This window comes from Mesorhizobium sp. W016 (assembly GCF_054719485.1).
In genome coordinates this window covers 2809791-2826738 of record NZ_JBTTIF010000002.1, presented here as the reverse complement: position 1 = coordinate 2826738, position 16948 = coordinate 2809791, and the positions used below count along the sequence as shown (strand labels likewise).

At 65.0% G+C, this 16948-nt stretch carries 13 protein-coding genes; 8 read left to right on the top strand and 5 right to left on the bottom strand.

Annotation, left to right across the window (positions count from 1 at the left end; all coding sequences use genetic code 11):
* Nucleotides 1-16: 16 nt before the first annotated feature.
* Nucleotides 17-1021, top strand: coding sequence for a zinc-dependent alcohol dehydrogenase family protein (locus tag ACYG9V_RS14070; RefSeq protein WP_352764440.1), 1005 nt, complete (start codon nt 17-19; stop codon nt 1019-1021).
* A gap of 18 nt (nt 1022-1039) precedes the next feature.
* On the opposite strand, the gene ACYG9V_RS14065 is transcribed toward ACYG9V_RS14070, so the two are convergent.
* The 3 genes from ACYG9V_RS14065 to ACYG9V_RS14055 form a co-directional block, all read right to left on the bottom strand.
* The gene (locus tag ACYG9V_RS14065) at nt 1040-2902 is read right to left on the bottom strand and encodes an ATP-binding cassette domain-containing protein (protein ID WP_352764437.1); all 1863 of its coding nucleotides are present in this window, start codon (nt 2900-2902) and stop codon (nt 1040-1042) included.
* A 71-nt stretch (nt 2903-2973) separates the two neighbouring features.
* Nucleotides 2974-4119, bottom strand: a complete 1146-nt coding sequence (locus tag ACYG9V_RS14060) for a sugar ABC transporter substrate-binding protein (protein WP_032895848.1) — start codon at nt 4117-4119, stop codon at nt 2974-2976.
* Between the two features lie 158 nt (nt 4120-4277).
* Nucleotides 4278-4934: an SGNH/GDSL hydrolase family protein gene (locus ACYG9V_RS14055; protein WP_023695479.1), complete on the bottom strand. Its 657-nt coding sequence runs from the start codon at nt 4932-4934 to the stop codon at nt 4278-4280.
* Between the two features lie 166 nt (nt 4935-5100).
* Between ACYG9V_RS14055 and ACYG9V_RS14050 the strand changes: the two genes are divergently transcribed.
* From ACYG9V_RS14050 to ACYG9V_RS14040, 3 genes are all read left to right on the top strand, one after another.
* Nucleotides 5101-6336 (top strand): ROK family protein, encoded by a 1236-nt coding sequence (locus ACYG9V_RS14050; protein ID WP_352764434.1) that lies wholly within the window; start codon nt 5101-5103, stop codon nt 6334-6336.
* Nucleotides 6337-6569: 233 nt separating this feature from the next.
* The gene (locus tag ACYG9V_RS14045) at nt 6570-9119 is read left to right on the top strand and encodes a caspase family protein (RefSeq protein WP_352764431.1); all 2550 of its coding nucleotides are present in this window, start codon (nt 6570-6572) and stop codon (nt 9117-9119) included.
* A 14-nt stretch (nt 9120-9133) separates the two neighbouring features.
* Complete coding sequence (locus ACYG9V_RS14040; protein ID WP_023685481.1) at nt 9134-9442, top strand: hypothetical protein; 309 nt, start codon at nt 9134-9136, stop codon at nt 9440-9442.
* A gap of 24 nt (nt 9443-9466) precedes the next feature.
* On the opposite strand, the gene ACYG9V_RS14035 is transcribed toward ACYG9V_RS14040, so the two are convergent.
* Nucleotides 9467-9850: a hypothetical protein gene (locus ACYG9V_RS14035; RefSeq protein WP_460221959.1), complete on the bottom strand. Its 384-nt coding sequence runs from the start codon at nt 9848-9850 to the stop codon at nt 9467-9469.
* A gap of 112 nt (nt 9851-9962) precedes the next feature.
* Here ACYG9V_RS14035 and ACYG9V_RS14030 point away from each other — a divergent pair, with 112 nt between their 5' ends.
* Nucleotides 9963-12059 carry an alpha/beta fold hydrolase gene (locus ACYG9V_RS14030; RefSeq protein ID WP_023705137.1) on the top strand — a complete coding sequence of 699 codons (2097 nt, stop codon included), beginning with the start codon at nt 9963-9965 and terminating at the stop codon, nt 12057-12059.
* A 9-nt stretch (nt 12060-12068) separates the two neighbouring features.
* Here ACYG9V_RS14030 and ACYG9V_RS14025 read toward each other — a convergent pair whose 3' ends face one another.
* A complete protein-coding gene (locus ACYG9V_RS14025; protein WP_023709407.1) occupies nt 12069-12686 on the bottom strand; it encodes a TetR/AcrR family transcriptional regulator in 618 nt (205 codons plus the stop codon).
* Nucleotides 12687-13145: 459 nt separating this feature from the next.
* Between ACYG9V_RS14025 and ACYG9V_RS14020 the strand changes: the two genes are divergently transcribed.
* Genes ACYG9V_RS14020 through ACYG9V_RS14010 form a run of 3 tightly spaced genes read left to right on the top strand, consistent with a single transcriptional unit; the run spans nt 13146 to nt 16917 of the window.
* The gene (locus tag ACYG9V_RS14020) at nt 13146-13640 is read left to right on the top strand and encodes a (2Fe-2S)-binding protein (protein WP_023685477.1); all 495 of its coding nucleotides are present in this window, start codon (nt 13146-13148) and stop codon (nt 13638-13640) included.
* Nucleotides 13637-14620, top strand: a complete 984-nt coding sequence (locus ACYG9V_RS14015) for an FAD binding domain-containing protein (RefSeq protein WP_352764422.1) — start codon at nt 13637-13639, stop codon at nt 14618-14620. The genes ACYG9V_RS14020 and ACYG9V_RS14015 overlap by 4 nt, the downstream gene beginning before the upstream one ends.
* A complete protein-coding gene (locus tag ACYG9V_RS14010; RefSeq protein WP_352764419.1) occupies nt 14617-16917 on the top strand; it encodes a xanthine dehydrogenase family protein molybdopterin-binding subunit in 2301 nt (766 codons plus the stop codon). The genes ACYG9V_RS14015 and ACYG9V_RS14010 overlap by 4 nt, the downstream gene beginning before the upstream one ends.
* Nucleotides 16918-16948: the final 31 nt, after the last annotated feature.

The following is a 16948-nucleotide window of genomic DNA, read 5'->3' as shown; positions in this document are numbered from 1 at the left end:
ACGTCGGAGAGAGACTATGAAGCTGGTCAGGCTGAGAGCGCCGGGCGGGTTGGACAAGCTCGACCTGGTCGAGGAGGATCAGCCCCGGCCTGGGCCGGGAGAAATGCTGGTCAGGATTCGCGCCTGCGCGCTGAACATGCGCGACGATTTCGCCGTACAGGGCAAGGTGCCGCTCGCCGACGGCCGCGTGCCGCTGTCGGATGGCGCCGGCGAGGTGATCGCGATCGGTGACGGCGTCGACACGTTCAAGCCGGGCGACAGCGTCGTCAGTGTTTTCTACCCCTGGTGGCTGGCCAGCGACATGAGATCCGATACAAGCCGCGACATTCCCGGAGACAGTTTCGACGGCTTCGCCAGCGAGTATGTGTGCATGCCGGCGCAGGCCTTCACCACGGCGCCGGCGGGCTATACGCATCTCGAGGCGGCAACGCTGACCTGCACGGGCGTCACCGCCTGGCGCGGCCTGGTGACATGCGGCAAGGTAAAGCCCGGCGACACGGTGCTGATCCTTGGCACCGGCAGCGTGTCATTGTTTGCGCTGCAATTTGCCAAGGCCGCCGGCGCAAGGGTCATCGCCACGTCGTCCGATGAAGAGAAGCTGGAGAAGCTCAGACGACTCGGGGCCGACAGCGTCATCAACTACAAGGCGGTGCCGGAGTGGGGCGGCAGGGCCAGGGAACTGACGGACGGACGCGGCGTCGATCATGTGATCGAGGTCGGCGGACCGGCGACGCTGGCGCAGTCGATAGCGGCCTGCCGGACAGGCGGGCATATCGCACTCATCGGCGTCCTGACCGGCTTTGCAGCAGAAGTTTCAATCCCGGCGCTGTTTTCAAACCAGATCCGCATCAGCGGGATTTCCATCGGCAGCAAAGCCGACCAGCAGGACATGATCCGTGCCATAGAGGTCAACCGCCTGAAGCCCGTCATCGACAGCAGCTTTCCACTGCAGGATATCGCCGCCGCCTTCAGGCATTACGAAGCGCAAAGGCATTTCGGCAAGATCTGCCTCGAGCTTTAGACCCTGCGATCGGCATTCCTACCCAGCGGCCGGCGCCAGCGTCCCGCTTGCCATCAGGCCCCAGAGTTGATCGGCCGTCAGCTGTCTGGCCGAGCCGTCGTACGCCACCCGGCCGAGGCTGAGCACCACGATCCTGTCGGCCAGCGCCCTGACCGTCGACAGGTCGTGCGTGACCAGGATGACGCCGGTGCCGCTGACGGCGATCGAACGGATCAGTTTGACGACCTGCGCGGTCTGCTTGACGCCAAGCGCGGCGGTGGGCTCGTCAAGGCAAATCAGCTTGACGTGATCGGCAAGCGCGCGGGCAATGGCGATGGACTGCCGCTGGCCGCCCGACAGCGAGCGCACCAGAACATTTTCGTCGCGAAGCGTGACGCCCAGCGCGGCAAGCCGGGCACGACACTGCTCGGCGGCCTTTCGGTCGTCGCGAACCGGGAAGACACCGAGCCAACGCCGCGTTTCCTCACGCCCGAGGATCATATTGTGGGCGACGCTGAGGTTCGGGCAGAGCGCCAAATCCTGATAGACCGTCTCCAGGCCGGCGCCGCGTGCATCCTGCGGGCTCCTGAAGGAAATCGGCTGGCCCTCGAGGGTCATCGCGCCGGCATCGGGCTGGATGGCGCCCGAAATAATCTTCATCAGCGTCGACTTGCCGGCGCCATTGTCGCCGAGCAGACAGACGATCTCGCCTTTGCCGACCGTGAAACTCGCCTCTTCCAATGCCGTCAGCGCGCCGTAGGATTTGCGGGCGCCGGCAATCGAGAATGCCGGACCTTGCGGGGCTTCTGCATTGCCCGCCGTCACGGCAGGGCCGGCCGAGGCGACGGCACCATTGTCCGCCACCGTGAAGTTGGTCGCGGCGGCCCGAGCGCGCCGGCCGCGAAAACCGATCGCAGCCTGGTCGGCCACCAACGCCAGCAACAGCATGCTTCCCACCGAAATGGATTGCCACCATGATTGCAGGCCGACGAAGATCAATCCTGCATTGAGGATGCCGATGGTGGCAACACCGATGGCGATGCCGAGCGGCCTGCCGGAGCCGCCGGAAAACGCAACGCCGCCGAGAATTGCAGCGGTGAGCACGTCGAGCTCGAAGCGAACGCCGATGGTCGGCGTGATGCTGCCGAGACGACCGGCGATCAGAACCGAGACCAGGCCGATCAGCAAGCCATTGGCGGCGTAGAGGCCAACCACCGTGCGCCCCACCGGAATGCCGCAGAGTTCGGCTGCGCGCGGGTCGCCGCCTATGGCGTAGAGCCTCAAGCCGGTGACCGTGCTGGTCAAGACAAAGGCTCCGATGACAAAGACAGATGCGGCGATGATCACGGTGTACTGGATGCCGAAGATCTTGCCCCGCCCCAATTCGAGCAGAGCCTCGGGAAAACCATAGACCGCGGTGCTGGAGACGACGAAGGCAAGGCCGCCATAGAGCGCCAGCATCGCCAGCGTGACGATCAACGGCGAGATGCTCAGCCTGCGCACCAGCAGACCGTTGAGCAGACCGAGCAAAAGGCCCAGACCCAGGCCGACGCAGATTGCCAGCGGCGCGCTCTGCGTCGCCACCGCAACCTTGGCAGTGATGATGCCGATCAAGGCGACCATGCTGCCGATGGAGAGGTCGACATAGCCGGCGATCAGCAGCGCGGAGGTGCCGAGCACGGCGATCAGGATCGAGGTCGAGTTGACGCCAATGACGACGAAATTGTCGAGGCTGAAGAAGGATTTGTTCAACAGCGAGAAGGCGATGATCAAGCCCAGCGCGACCAGCGCCAGCCCGATGCGGCCAGACGCTTCGCCCGGCGCCTTGACGCCCGGCAGCAAGGATGAAAACCGGCCCGTTTGCAGCGGTGTCGTCCCCGTTCGAAGGCTGTCTGTGCTCATGCTAGCCTCTGACTGAAGCGGGCGGTTTCAGGTCAGGCTGACCCGCCCGTATCGCGCGGGAAAAACAGGCGCTACTTTGCCTCGGATGACCAGGGGAAATTCACATACTGGTCGCGCGTGTCGTAGCAGATGTTGCCGTACATCCTGAGATAGATGTCGCGGCGCTTCGGGTCCTTGTAGACCGCGGCCGGGTCGGCGACATCGGCCTCGTACTGGGCCATGTAGTCGCTGGTCAGCGCCACGGGCAGGATATCCATCGCCTGCGGGATGCTCTTGCCCTCCAGCCAGTCGGCGGCATGCTGGCCCATGGCATAAGCGAAGACCGGCGACGCCAGGCTGATGCTTGCCTTGTAGGGACCGCCGCCTTTCTTGATCGCGGCGACTGCCTCCGGTTCGCCGTCGATGCCGCCAAGGAACTGGTCCGGCCGCGCCTTGCCCGCCGCTTCCAGGGCAGCCAGCGCGCCGAGCACGACCGTGTCGGCGCCGAGCACGACATCGACGTCGGGATGGGCCTGGAGAATGGTGCTCATCGTGGCAAAGCCGCCTTCCTTGTTGACGGGATTGGGCGAGATGTCGGCGACGATGGTGACGCCTGGCATAGCCTTGAAGATGTCGCGCATGGCGGCAAAGCGCGGCGCCAGGAATTCCATGCTGTCATGCGACAGGATGACGACATTGGCCTTGCCGCCGAGCTTGTCCTTTATGTAGGCCGCGGCCGCTTCGGCCAGCACCTTGCCGGTCTCGTATTGCGGCGCGTTGAGCAGCGACGTCGCCGGCGGCGGCACGATGGTGCCGACATAGGCGCCCGACCAGATAAGCTCCTGCAGGCTGCGGCTCATCGAGGCCGGGTCCACGGGGGCTGCGACCAGACCGCCGATCTTGGAGGCGAGAAACAATTGCACCTGCTCGACCCCCTTGGCGGCGTCATTGTTGGCAAGCGCGCGGCGATATTCCAGGCCGCGATCCTTGGCGGCGGCGGCCAGGCCGCGGTCGACGCCCTGCATGAATTCACGCTCGTTGTCCTGCGCGAAGGCCAGCACCTTGCTCAGGCCGGGCGGTGGGCTGCAGGCCGGCGCCTTCGGATCGAACGGCGCAAATACCGCCGGCTTGGTGAGCCCGGCCGGGCCGTCCTGCGCGCTTGCCAGAATGGTACCGCCCGCGAGCACACCGGCAACGCCGAGCAGCGTCGCCAGCATCATGTTCCTGTCAGATCGCATTTTACTTCCTCCCTGTCGTTGATTGTTGCCGCGCATCGCAAGCCTCGCGGTCGCTACTCTTCCCAGTCTCCCCAGATACCCACCTTCCCGCTCGCAAGTCAAAACTTTTTCCAGTGGAATTAATTAATCAGAGATAGTCGGGTGACTCGCCCACGCGATCACGCCTTGGCGATCAGCGACTGGACGACTTTGGCCAATTCCGTGCCGAGCACGCGATGCGCGTCGCTGTCGAGGTGAATGCCGTCTACCGCGCTCGACTCGACGACATCGCCGGCGTTGAAGAACGCGGCGCCGGCGCGCCGGGCCGCATCGCGGAACAGGCCGGCAAAGTGCATCGACTTTGCGGCGCCGCCCAGGAACATCTGGCCGAACCAGTCGACCTCCAGCATCGGCGGCGGCGCTACTATCAGGACCGCGGGCGCCACGCCCGCGGGGCCAGCTTCGCTGCGCAGGACAATTCTGGCCAAGATCTCAATGGAATCAGCGACGTCATTCGGCGTTACCGAGAACCTATGCTTGAGATCGTTGGTGCCGAGCATCAGGATGACGAGGTCGAGCGGCATATGCGTTTCCAGGCACACCGGGAGCGATTTGAGCCCGTTCTTGTGGAGACCTTCGATCGGATCGTCGTGCACGGTGGTGCGCCCGCCCTGCCCTTCTTCGATCACATCCCATCCGTTGCCGAGCTGGCGGCGCATGATGCCCGGCCAGCGGCGGTCGGGCGTGAAGCGGTGCCGTCCGACGCGGGCCAGGGTGGGAATGGCGCCATAGGTATTGGAATCGCCAAAGCACATGATGGTCCGGGTCTGCGTCACGGCATTGCTCCTCCAGGCTTGCATACTTTGAACGACAGCAGGCCGGCTGGCGTCAACTACATTTTTCCATCGGGTGGATTTAAGTGTTGCCTTGCCAGGCCCGCATTGCTACGTCAGCGCTTTGATCGGCTCGCCTTGCGGCCAAACTCCTTGCGCAGGGGAAAGCGTGACCGGCACCAGCTTCTTCAGTCTCGAAAAGATCGCCGAGGGGCGCAGCGGCGGAACCACGCAGGCCGAGAGCCGCATTTACAACGAACGCCTGATCGTCTCGCTGATCCGCCGGCACGGCCAGCTGGCCAAGACCGATTTGACGCGGCTGACCGGGCTGGCCGCGCAAACCATCACCACCATCGTCAACCGCGCCGCCGACAACAAGCTGCTGCTGCGCCTGGAGCCTTTGCGCGGACGGCTGGGGCAACCCTCGGTTCCCTATGCGTTGAACCCGAAAGCCGCGTACGCCTTCGGCCTCAAGGTCGACCATCGCAGCGCCGATGTCGCCCTGGTCAATTTCGTCGGCAACGTGATGGCGTTCGAACGCACGCTGTTCGACTATCCGACGCCCGTCGAGGTGATGAAATTCGCCAAGGGCGCCATCGCGCGCATGTGCCGCAAGCACAGATCGATAGAAAAAGACCGCATCGCGGGTCTTGGCATCGCCTCGCCATTCCATCAGTGGAACCTAAGCGAAGAGGGCGCGGTGCCGGCGGGCAGGCTGGATGCCTGGAAGGAAATCGACATTCGCGCCGAACTGGACCGGGCGTTCGACTGGCCGGTGTTCCTCTACAACGACGCCACGGTGTCGGCCGCGGCCGAACTGATGTTTGGCGCCGGCGGATCCCGCGCCGACTTTCTCTATGCCTATGTCGGGCACTTCATCGGCGGCGGCCTGGTGCTCGATCATCACTTGTTCCCCGGCCGCAACAAGCTGGCCGGGGCGCTAGGCGACATGCCGGTGCCCGCGCCGGGGCGCAAGGGCGACCGGATGACGCCGCTGCTGCGCGTCGCTTCGCTGCATTCGCTCGCCGGCAAGTTCAACGACCAGGACAATGGGGACAAGGATGCCGGCCGCATCTGGTCGTCGCCCGACGATTGGGGCGACCTTGGAGAGCCGCTCACCGCGTGGATCGATGAGGTTTCGGACGGGCTTGCCTATGCCGCCCGCAGTGCCGTTGCCTTGCTCGACATCGACAATGTGGTGATCGATGGCGCCATACCGAATGGCGTGCGCAAGGAGATCGCCAAGTCCATGCGCAGAAAGCTGGCGCGGATCCTTGTCGATCGCCCCGAGCCGTTCTCCGTCATCGAGGGGACGTTTGGCCATCTCGGCCCCGTTATCGGCGGCGCCAGCATTCCGTTGCTGGTGAAATATTCGAACGACAAGGAATTGCTCTTCAAGGAATAGGCGCGCAGCCGCCGGCACCAGGCATTTCGAACTGTGAGACTTGTCACATACCTGCTCGTGAAGCGCGTGCTACTTGCACCCTGCGGTAGGTCGACGCCGAAAGAAATCGCCTGGCATGGTCTGGCGGTGACGGGCCTTTCACTTTATGCTGTGGCAGGTTGCATACTCTCAACGGACCTTGATGCCGCAAGCGGTGTTCTCGTCGGCGTCAGGCCGCGACCAGGAGTTTTGTCATGCTCCGACTTTGCGGATTCATCGCGGCCTTCATCCTTGCCGGCTTCACAAGCTTCGAGGCCTGCGCCGATCGAAGGGTCGCGCTCGTCATCGGCAATTCCGATTATCGCGACATCCCGGCGCTGAAGAACCCGGCCAAGGATGCCCAGGACGTATCGGCCACGTTCCGGCTGGCCGGCTTCGAGGTTTTCGTCGCCGAGAATCTCACCAAGCAGCAGTTCGAAGGCCAGTTCCGGGACTATCTGGCCGCCGCCGACGGCGCCGATCTCGCCGTCGTCTACTATTCCGGGCACGGCTTTCAGATCGGCGGCGAGAATTTCCTGATACCCGTCGACGCCTCGTTGAAGAAGGCGGCCGACATCGAGGTCCAGGCCATCAAGCTCAACGACGTGCTGGAGCAGCTGCGCTCGAAGTCGAAGATCCAGGTGATCATCCTCGATGCCTGCCGCAACAACCCCTTCCCGCGCAACAATTACTGGCTGCGCGACCAGCTTGTCACCGCCGGCAATACCGGGCTGGCGCAGGTGCGAAGCTCGCTCAACACGCTGATTGCCTTCGCCACCGAACCAGGCGCGGTCGCCTATGACGGCAGCGGCGACCTCAGCCCGTTTTCATCGGCCTTTTCGCGGCGCGCGCTGGCGCCGAACCAGGAGATCCGCACGGTCATGTCGGCGGTGCGCCGCGATGTCGTGCAGGCCACCAACGGCATGCAGGTGCCCTGGGAAAATTCCTCGCTGATCGATGACGTGGTGCTGGTGCGCCGCAACAACCGGCCTTCGCTGCCGCCAGTGCTGGAGAAGGTAGTGCTCTCGGGGGTCGGTCCTGTCGCTCTCGGCCTGCCGGAGCCGGTCGATGTCGATGGCGGCGCTATCAGCGTCAGCATCGAACGTCCGCCGGCAATGGGCCGTCTGGTGCTGGACGGCAAAGACGTCGCGGTGGGCGAACCGATCCAGGGCAAGGACCTGCCGCGCCTGCAAATGGATGTCCCCAAAGGCGCCGCCACGCAGGACGAGGTGGATATGCTGGCCTATGCCACGCATGACAATTGGGGCGGCGGGAGCCAGGGCATACTCGTGTTCCGCGTCAAGAGCGGCGAAGGTGCGGCGGGTCAGCAGATCATGGCTTCGCTCGAGGCCGAGCAGAAGCAGCAGGTGCTGGAGCGCGGCATCCACATCACCGGCGCTGCCGAAGCGATCGAGAACCGCAAGCTTGATATTCCCGTCGGCGTCGGCCCGGTCGCGCTCAATCTGGATTTCCCCACCGACGATCCGGCGGTCAGCCTGAAGGTCACCGGGTATCCGGCAACGGGAACGCTGTCATTGCCTGATCGAACCTTGTCGCCGCAATCCAGCCTTCTGGCCGGTGAAGTCGACCATCTCCGTTACGAGCCGCAGATCGGCGCCGGCGCGCCGGTCGAGGTCGGCTTCGAAATCCGGGCCGACAGCAGCTCGGCTAAGCCCGCGACAATGAAGCTGTCGCCGACGGTCGATGCCTGCGATACCGCCGCCGGCGAGCCTCTCGACCTGCAAGGGGTGGTGCCCGGCCTGCTGCCGAACGAGATCGGCGCCGGTGCGGTGGCAGCCTGCGAGGCGGCCGTGAAAACCTATCCAGACGTCGCCCGCTTCCACTACGAGCTCGGCCGCGCCCTGCTTGCGGCAGGCAGGGTCGGCGAGGCCAGGTCAGCCATCGAGGACGCCGCCAAGAAAGGCCATGTGCGCGCCGTCTTCGAACTCGGCTATCTCAACGCAACCGGAACCGGAACGACCATAGACCGCACCCAGGCCAACGCTCTCTACAAGGCTGCCGCCGACAAGGGTGATCCTTACGGTATGACCTCGTGGGGACGCGCGCTGTTCAATGGCTATGGCGTCAACCGCGATACGGCCAAGGGCCTCGACCTGCTGCTCAAGGCGGCGGCCATGGGGCACACCTATGCCATGAACGATCTTGCCGCCATCTTCACCGAGGGCCGCAATGGCGTGCCTGCCGATCCGGCCCGCGCCGTCGCCTTCCTGCAAGCGGGGGTGCAGCGCCAAGACATGTATTCGATGAACCTGCTCGGCCGCAATTACCTCGCCGGCCAGGGCATCGACAAGGATCCGAAGACGGCGCAGGCCCTGTTCCAGCAGGCCACCGATCTTGGCCAGCCCTACGCGCCCGGCAGCCTCGCCCGCATGTACAGGGATGGCGCCGGTGTGCGCCAGGACCCGGCGGAAGCGCAAAGGCTGTTCGAACTGGCGACCACGCGCGGCGATCCGTCGAGCGCCTATGATCGCGCGGCGCTTGAAATGGCGAAAGGCGACAAGGCCGATCAGGCTGTCGCGGTGCGCTTCCTGGCATTCGCCGTCGCGCTCGATCTGCGCAAGGAGCTGCCGGACGCCAAAAAGGGCCTGGCGCAGTTCGGCACCAAGCCGAAAACGGCAGCTTTGGACGCCCTGCGTCGAGAGCTCAAGTCGAAGATTCCCGCGTCCGGTTCGCTGGACACGCAACTGGTCAATGCGGCCCGGGGGGTCTGGGAAGAAGCCAATCCGCGTCGGGATTTGTTCTGAACAATAAGGAGGCCATGGTGGGCAAGGCATTCAAGCAGACATTCATCGGGCAGGCATTCATCGGGATAATTCTATCCGGCGTTCTGGCCGGGCTCATGGGCTGCACCTCGGTGTCGCCGATGTTTGAGCCGGCACCGCCGGTGAAACATCGCAAGGTGGTTCGCGTAGCACCTCAGCCAAAGGTGGTCAGATACAAGAAGGCGACCACCGGCAAAGTGGTGAAGCCGGCCGAGGAGATCCCGCAAAAGCCGCCCGTGATTCCTTCTCTCGGCGGCAGCGGAGGCGGCGGTGGGGCTGGCGGCGGCGGTGGCGGTTGGGGATGAGATCGTCGACCAAGGGCGCTGCACTCAGCGGCCCCAAAGGGTCTTGCTAAGATCCGCATGAGCCTTGGACAACGTCAAGCCGAAATCGTCCATCCCTGTCGCGGCATCGGTTGGCCAGCGGACAATTCGGCGCAGCGCTGCACGGAAAAGGCAGCGGACGAACGCTGCCAGTGCAGAGGCCACGACCGCCGCCGGATCGAGTTTGCGAGCCGCCAATGCCCGATGGGCCTGTTGTGTTTCGAGATAGCGGGCCAGCGCAATATCGTGACGCGATGGTGCGCCAAGCTCCTGCCGGTCGCGCCCGGGGTCGTCATGCCAGATGGGCCACTCGGTCGGGCCAGGGTGATGCACGGTATCCTCCTGCGAAAGAGATCCAGTGCGAACAATCTCCTCAAGCGCCGTGAGCAACGCGTGGGAACCTGCGTGATGGAATCGTGAAAAGCGCCTCGGCGGCGGAATAAGTGTTGAAATGGAGTGAGCTTGAGCGGATCGTCGTCGCGCTGTGACCGTGGCGGATCCGATGACCGGACCTTATCTTCACCTGCTGGGTGGTTTCGACTTTGCCGGCGTCGGGGCCACGGTTCCAGCCATCAGCCGCAAGGCGCGTGCGATGGTCGCCTATCTCGCGCTGCAGTCGGGGCATTCGCAGTCGCGCGAGAAGCTGGCGACCCTGCTCTGGGGCATCAACAGCGAGGCGCAGGCGCGAATGAGCCTGCGGCAAGCGGTATCGTCTGTCAGGAAGGCCATGCAGACGTGCGGCGGCGGCCGCTTCCTCACCGATGGCAACAGCGTCGCTCTGCATCTCGACGGCCTTGATTTCGACGTCGCGCGGTTCGAGGCGCTGGTCGCCAGCCCGGCACCCGAAGACCTCGAACTGGCGCTCAATGTCTACCGCGGCGACCTGCTCGACGGCTTCGGCCTGAAGGAGGAGCCATTCGAGGACTGGCTGAGGATCGAACGCGAGCGGCTGCGGGCACTGGCCGTCGCGGCGCTCGACAGGCTCGTCGCGCATTATGCAGCGACGAACGATCCTGCCGCATGCGTGCGCGCGGCGGCGCGCCTGCTGGCCATGGACCCGTTGAGGGAGGATGTCCACCGTGCCCTGATGCGCGCCTATGCGGCGCAAGGCAGGACCAATCTCGCGCTGAAGCAATATGAGCACTGCCGCACCGCGCTTCTACGCGATCTCAAGCTGCAGCCGGAGCCGGAGACGCGGCAATTGTTCGAGACGCTGCGCACACGCCGCACAATGGCGCCGGCACGGCCACCCACGACTGATGCGGATGACGCTACCGGCTTCAGCCACGAACTCGCAGCCCCCCCGACCCACTATGTCAAATCGGCCGGGATCAACATCGCGTATCAGGTGACCGGCGACGGTCCGGTCGACCTGATCCATGTGCCGGGATGGGTCTCCAACCTCGACCACGCCTGGGGCTCGCCGCGGCTTTCGCATGTGCACCGGCGGCTCGGCACTTTCTCGCGCCTAATCCGCATGGACAAGCGCGGCACCGGGCTCTCGGACCGCAATGTCGGTCTGCCGACCCTGGAAGAGCGGATGGAAGATGTGCGGGCAGTGCTGGATGCGGTTGGCTCAAAGCGCACGGTGCTTTTCGGCAGCTCCGAGGGCGGCCCGATGTGCATGCTGTTCGCGGCGACCTATCCCGAGCGCACAGCGGCACTCGTGCTCAATGGGGCCTACGCCCGCGGCAGGTGGTCACAAGACTATCCGTGGGCGAAGACAAGCGAGCAGGTGGAAGAGGATCTGGCGATCGTCGAGAAAGAATGGGGAGCGGCGGCGGATATGAGCAACGCGGCGCCCAGTCTGATGAGCGACACGTTCGAGACAGAATGGTTCGCCGCCTATCTCAGGAATTCTGCCTCGCCCGCCGACGCGATCGCCCTGTGGCGCTGGGGAGCCGAAATCGATGTTCGCGACATTCTGCCTGCTGTCCATGTTCCGACACTGATCATGCAGACGACTGGCGACGGCTGGGTGAAGCGGGAAGAAGGACGTTACCTGGCGACGCACATCGAGGGCGCCCGATACATTGAGTTCGCCGGCCGCGACCACGTCATCTGGGGCGAGAATTCCGATCGGATCGTCGACGAGATCCAGGCTTTCGTCACCGGCGCCTTGCCGGCGGCCCCAGGCGAACGGCTGCTTGTGTCGGTGCTGTCCCTCGATATGACGGGCTCGCCTTTCGGCATCGACCCGGCCGAGCGGCACGCCGAAGCGCTCCGTGGCGAACTCCTCGCGGCCGAAGGCAGAGAGATCAGGCGATCGGACGGCAAGGTGCTCGCGGTGTTCCAGCGGCCAACGCGGTCGATCCAGTGCGCGATCGCCATCCGCGATCGCTTGCGGCAATCCGGTGTCGAGGTCCGCTCGGCGGTGCATATCGGCGAGTGCGAGCAGCGGGGCCATCAATTTTCAGGCGCGGCGATCGAACTGTCATCGCGTCTGCTTGACCATGCGCGGCCGGGCGAAATCATCGCATCAAGGACGGTGCGCGATCTCGTGGTCGGCTCCGGCCTGCGGTTCGAGAAGCGTGGCGAAATGGCGGCAAGCGGGCTGCCCGGCGCGTTTCCGTTCTATGCGGTCGATGGTTCGGCTTGAGCCGCTAGGTCACCTCTTCCCTGCCCCGAACCGCAGCCCGTCCATCAGCAGCTTGACCAGCCGGCGCGAGCGGTCGCGCCAGTCCTTGGTGTCGGGGGCCGAGTAGATGCCGCCGAGTGCGTGCAGCACATCGGAGGCATCGACGTCGCTGCGGATCGAGCCTTCGGCCACCGCCGCCTCGACCAGTTGCCGCAAGGCCAGCGACACCCGGCCCGACATGTCGGAGAACACGGCGGAATTCGTGTTGAACAGGATGCGCAGGCTGGCCGCCAGGCCGCGCTTGGTGGCGATGTAGTCGACGAAGCGCTGCATCCACTGTTCCAGCGCCATGTCGGCCGAATGGTGGCTGGCGAGGTCATCGGCCGCCGCACAGAGCGCCTCGACTTCACGCCGGTAGACCACTTCGACCAGATGCTCGCGGGTTGGGAAATGCCGGTAGAGCGTGCCGATGCCGACGCCGGCCTGGCGCGCGATCTCCTCCAGCGAGGCATCGACACCGTGCTCGGCAAAGGCCGCTGCCGCAACCTCGACCAGCCGGTCGCGGTTGCGCTGCGCATCGGCGCGCAGCGGCCTTGGCGCTGCGGCTTCGCGCTTCTCGTCGGCAATTGCTTGCGACTGCTCGGTCAATTTTTTCTCCACTGTTGATATATGGGGGCTTGAACCCAAAGGGGTAAGCCCCCAACTAGATAAACGGAGGCGCCTCCGTTTTAGTGGAGCAGTCTTATCATATAATCAGGGGAGCCGATATGTCACGTGTTGAGATTGTGAAGACTGAAGCATCCCCTGCCGGCTGGAGAGTTGGGGCGGCAGAGCTGCCAATCTTCCCCCTCGTGGGGGAGATGTCCGGCAGGACAGAGGGGGGCGCTGTCCCGCCAGCCTATCAAGGCCTGACTAGCGCCTCCTCGGACAAGATTCGTGTCGACGCATGTAAATCGGGAACGTCGCATTCCTTCGCGCCCCCTCTGCCCTGCCGGGCATCTCCCCCACAAGGGGGGAGATTAGGCGCACCGTCGCCTCTTCCCTTGTCCTCTCCCACTCGAGCCCATTTCAATCCCCTAGCGTCAAGCAACTGGAGCCAGACGCCTCATGACCGACCAAACCAAATCCACCACTATCCCAATCCGTCTCACCATCAACGGACACAGTCACGAACTGCAGGTCGAGCCGCGCGTCACGCTGCTCGATGCATTGCGTGATCGCCTCGACCTGACCGGCACCAAGAAGGGTTGCGACCAGGGCCAGTGCGGCGCCTGCACGGTGCATGTCGAGGGACAGCGCGTGCTGGCCTGCCTGACGCTTGCAGCACAGGTCGAAGGCCGCGAGATCACCACCATCGAAGGATTGGCCGGCGATGACGGCACGCTCAACGCGGTTCAGGCTGCTTTCCTCGACCAGGATGCTTTCCAGTGCGGCTACTGCACGCCGGGACAGATCATGTCGGCGGTCGCCTGCATCCGCGAGGGCCATGCCGGCTCGGATGACGAGATCCGCGAATACATGGCCGGTAATCTGTGCCGCTGCGGCGCCTATCCGCACATCGTTGCCGCCGTGCGCCACGCGGCACTGGAGGTCGCGTCATGAGGGATTTTTCCTACGTTCGCGCCGATAGCATCGATGCGGCACGACAGGCAGCCGCCCTGCCTGGGGCCATGCTGCTTGCCGGTGGCACGACGCTGGTCGATCTCGCCAAATGCGGCGTGGCCGAACCCGACAGCCTGGTCGACATCACCCATCTCAAAGGGCTCGACGCAATCAAGGTTGACGGCAACGGCGCCATGATCGGTGCGCTGGCCAAGATGAGCCACGTTGCCGACCATGCCGAGATCAAAAGCCGCTTCCCCGCGGTCTCGGAAGCGCTGTGGCAGGCGGCCTCCGCGCAGCTCCGCAACATGGCGACCATCGGCGGCAATCTCATGCAGCGCACGCGCTGCCCCTATTTCCGCGATCCCGCGAATTTTCCCGCTTGCAACAAGCGCTCGCCCGGCAGCGGCTGCTCGGCGATCGGGGGCGTCACCCGCGGCCATGCCGTGCTCGGCACCAGCGACGCCTGCATCGCCATGTATCCCGGTGACCTCGCCACCGCGCTGGTCGCCTTCGACGCCGTGGTTCATCTTGGCGAACGCCAGGTTGCCGTCGACGACTTCTTTCTCCTGCCCGGCGCCACGCCCGACAGGGAACATGCCATCCAACCGGGCGAGATGATCACCGCCATCAGCATACCGGCTTCCGGCACTGCCCGGCGTTCGACCTATCTCAAGATCCGCGACCGGCAGTCCTATGAGTTCGCGGCTGCAAGTGCCGCAGTCGGCATCGACTTCGAAGCCGATGGCCGCACCATTCGCGACCTGCGCGTCGCGCTGGGCGGCGTCGCGACGAAGCCGTGGCGGGCGCACGCCGTGGAAGCGGCGTTGAAGGGCAAGGCGCTCAGCGAAGACAGGGTGCGGGCAGCCAGCTTGCTCGCCATGGAAGGGGCGATCGACCACGGCGCCAACCACTACAAGATCGAACTGGCGCCGCGCGTCGTTGCCCGCGCCATCCTCAAGACGGGAGCCATGTCATGACCATTCACGACCCGAGGACACGGCACGGCGACGCTTCGGACGGCACTGCCGATCAGGTTGGCGGGCGGCTGTCGCGCGTCGACGGCCCGGCCAAGATTACCGGTGCGGCAAAATATGCCGTCGAGCAGCAGCTCGACGGGCTAACCTACGGCGTCCTGGTCGAAAGCACGATCGCATCAGGCAAGGTGCGCTCGATCGACACGTCAGCCGCCGAGGCGGCACCTGGTGTGCTCAAGGTGCTGACGCCGGACACCATCATGCCGCTGAAGACTGCATCGGACTGGTTCGGCACACCGCCGCCGGACAAGCCCTACTGCCCGCTGGCGCGCGATATCACCTTTTCGGGCCAGCATGTCGCCGCGGTCATCGCGGAGACCTTCGAGCAGGCCGTTGCGGCCGCAGCCCTGGTCAAGGTCAGCTATGACGAGGCGCCGGCCATCGTCGACCTCAGCGACGCCAAGGCGGGCGACGGCATTCCGATCGCCGCCATGACCAAGGAATGGGGCGATGCGCAGGCCGCTTTCGCCGCTGCCCCGGTGCGCGTCTGCGGCGCCTATAACACGCCGCGCGAATACCAGGCGCCGATGGAGCCGCATGGCCTCATCGCCCGCTGGGAGGGCGACAAGCTCACCGTGTGGGAACCGAGCCAGTGGCTCGACGGCATGGCCCGCACCTATGCCGAATGGTTCGGCGTGCCGTTCGAGAATGTGCGCCTGGTCTCGCCCTATATTGGCGGCGGCTTCGGCTCCAAGGCGCTGGCGCTCGGCCATGGCGCGGTGGCTGCTGCCGCAGCCAAGATGCTGGGACGTCCGGTGCGGGTCGTGATGACGCGGCCGCAGACTTTTACCGGCTATGGCGGCCGCGCCGCGACCCGCCAGACGGTGACGATCGGCGCCGACCGTGACGGAAAGATCCAGTCGATCGTGCATCGCGGCGTCAATGAAACGTCGATCGACGGCATGTGGGTCGAGCCTTTGGGCGTGGTCACCTCGATCATGTATGCGACGCCCAACTTCTCCTCGAAGCAGAATGTCGTGCGGGTGAATTCGGTGGTGCCTGGCGCCATGCGCGCGCCGGGCGAAAACCCCAGCGCCTTCGGCATCGAAAGCGCCATTGACGAGCTCGCCTACGAGGTCGGCATCGATCCGCTGGAGATCCGGCTGAGGAATTACGCCGAGCAGGATCCGCACGCAAAAAAGGCTTGGTCGACGCGGCAGTTGCGCGAGGCTTTCGCGGCTGGCGCCGAACGCTTCGGCTGGGCCCAGCGCACGCCCAAACCGCGTTCGATGCGCGACGGCAACCAGCTGATCGGCTGGGGCGTCGCCGCCGGTACCTATCCGGTGCGGCGCGCTTACGGCGAGGCCATCGTGCGTATCCTTGCCAACGGCTCGGTCGAGGTCGAAAGCTCCTCGATCGACATGGGCCAGGGCACCTACACGATCCTGGCGCAGACGGCGGCCGAAACGGTAGGCGTGGCGGCCGACCATGTCGTGGTGAAGCTCGGTGATTCCCGGTATCCCCGCGCCGGCGTGGCCGGCGGGTCGCGGCTGGCCGGCGTGATGACGGGGGCGGTCTACAAGGCGGCGACATCGGCGCTCGACCAGCTGGTCGGGCTGGCGATCAGCGATCCGCGCTCGCCCTTCCACGCGCTGCAGGCCAACACGCTGGTCGTCGCCAATGGCCGCATCAGGTCGCCGCGCGGCGATGGTCCCGATGTCTCGATCGCCGACCTGCTGGCCAGCGTCGGCCGCGACCGCATCGAGGCCACCGGCGACACCATGCCGGCGAACTCGACCGCCGAGGATCGCTACAAGAACTACACCACCATCGCGGCGGCGCTTCCGCACACCGAGGGCGACTATTCGCGCCACTCCTGGTGCGCGCATTTCATCGAGGTGCGCGTCGACGAGGATTTCGGCACGGTGCGCGTGTCGCGCGTGGTATCGGCGCTGGATTCGGGCCGGCTCTACAACCCCAAGCTGGCCGAAAGCCAGTGGAAGGGCGGCATCATCATGGGCATCGGCCAGGCGCTGCTTGAAGAAGGCATTGTCGACCGCAGGCATGGCCGCATCGTCAACAACAATCTCGGCGACTATCTGGTGCCGACCAATGCCGACATCCCCGATATCGAGGTCATCTCGGTCGGCGTTCCCGACCTGCACTCTTCGGTGCTCGGCGGCAAGGGTGTCGGCGAACTGGCCATCGTCGGCGTAGCGCCGGCGATCGCCAATGCCGTGTTCCATGCGACGGGAAAAAGAGTGCGGGACTTGCCGATCACGCTGGAGAAGTTGATCTAGAAAGCGGCGTGCGTAATCTCCCCCCTCGAGG